A 257-nucleotide genomic window follows, 5' to 3' on the forward strand; every position below is an offset into this window, starting at 1 on the left:
ATAAGACAAAACGCAGTTGACCTGAGTCAGCTGCGTTTTGTGTTCGAGTCCAATTGTTGTTCGATTCGATCGAGTCGTTCAATTAACACTCGAAACTGTTCATTGTTTTGACGCTCCAATTCAAGTTTTTCTGCTTCGCGTTTTTCAAATCGATTAACCACTTTGACAAGCCATACAATTCCGAAGACAATGGCGATGATGGGTAAGAAAAACGCAAGACTTGCAAATAATGAACTGATGATAATATTCACGAGAAC

1 protein-coding gene is annotated in these 257 nt (G+C 39.3%); it reads right to left on the minus strand.

Going from position 1 to position 257, the window contains the following annotated elements:
- Positions 1 to 26 precede the first annotated feature (26 nt).
- Positions 27 to 257, minus strand: a 231-nt coding sequence (locus AC2Q9J_RS18210; RefSeq protein ID WP_499042126.1) for a hypothetical protein, incomplete at its 5' end; no start/stop codon positions are given.

The sequence above is a fragment of the Planococcus sp. RAB007_Raresut genome, assembly GCF_057369535.1.